Origin of the sequence: Pseudomonas asturiensis (assembly GCF_900143095.1) — a bacterium.
Lineage (GTDB): Bacteria > Pseudomonadota > Gammaproteobacteria > Pseudomonadales > Pseudomonadaceae > Aquipseudomonas > Aquipseudomonas asturiensis.
Genome location: NZ_FRDA01000042.1, coordinates 1 through 1,100 on the forward strand (window position 1 = coordinate 1; position 1,100 = coordinate 1,100).

Sequence of the window (1,100 nt, forward strand, 5' to 3'; positions counted from 1 at the left end):
AGAACCGGAAACGTAGAGGTTGCCGGGCCTGACGGCACGCTCTACCTCCAGACTGCAGACGGTGGACTCACACCCAAGGCCGGGGGTAATCTGGCTCAGTTGGTGAAGGCTGAGCGTGAGATTGCTGGTCCAAAAGAGGTAGCAAGCCCAGATGCGACGGGCGGGAAGAAAGTTGGTCCAGAGACCGACCTAGCCCCCGAAGTAAATCTGCATTCAGATGGAAGCTATCGAACCCCTGACGGAAAATTTGCTAGCCCGAAGGGTCTAGCTCCTCCGGGAACAGTTAAGGCAGATGAGTTTGCTAAGCATTTAGAAGCAAATGGAATGGAAGTTGTAGGCACTGAGATGGTCGTTAAAGGGCCTCTCGGTGATCGTAGGTATGACATTGTAGTCCGTGACGCAAATGGTAAATTACACGGTCTTGAGGTGAAAAGCGGAACTGCTAGTAAGACCAGCCATCAAGAATTCACCGATTATTTTGTCAATCAGTTTGGGGCGCAAGGGAAGGGACGGCTAAAAGGCGAAGTCATCGAAAGCGCTACAACAGTTTATGTGCCGTGAAGGTGAGGAATATGAAGCTCGAAGCCGAAAATAGTCCCGTATTAATTGACGTTAACCAGGCGCAGCTTGTAAAAGTGTTAAAAAAATTAAAAAGCTACGGTCCAAGCTCATACGCATGCATAACTGACGACGACGGTAATTATGTGCAAGTGGCAGGAGGCAGATTCACTTGCTTTATTGAAAGATATGACGCAAAAAGTAAAGCTCTGTTTAGAGGGTATCATTCAAATTCCAGCACGAACTTTGAAGATGGGAGCTTGCTGTCGTTTGGTGCAGGGCGTGTTCAATTAAAGAAAGATGAGTGGTTTAATATTGACGATGTGATCGAAGTTTTCTCCCGATTCAATCAGAATCAGCCTTTACCAGAAAATATTTACTGGCGCGAGGTAAAGATTTTGAATCAGAGCGACAGTTGATGAGTTGGTCCAAAAGGAATACTTACACCTAAGGAATCTCCGAACAAGTCCCAAGATGTGCTGAAATACGCCTGACCACCTGATCCGAGCCGCCCATGAGCCAGATGAGCTTTTCCGATTTCG

Annotated in this window: 2 protein-coding genes; both read left to right on the forward strand. The window is 47.4% G+C overall.

Annotated elements, in window-relative coordinates:
- Positions 1–561 (forward strand): hypothetical protein (locus BUB69_RS28130; RefSeq protein WP_217654488.1); only part of this gene is annotated, 561 nt, incomplete at its 5' end.
- Between the two features lie 11 nt (positions 562–572).
- On the forward strand, positions 573–977 hold the full coding sequence (locus BUB69_RS28135; RefSeq protein WP_010428178.1) for a hypothetical protein: 405 nt from the start codon (positions 573–575) through the stop codon (positions 975–977).
- Positions 978–1,100: the final 123 nt, after the last annotated feature.

Bases quoted from the DNA above. Each gene is read 5' to 3' on its own strand.
- BUB69_RS28135 (WP_010428178.1), top strand. From the start codon at position 573: ATGAAGCTCGAAGCCGAAAATAGTCCCGTATTAATTGACGTTAACCAG.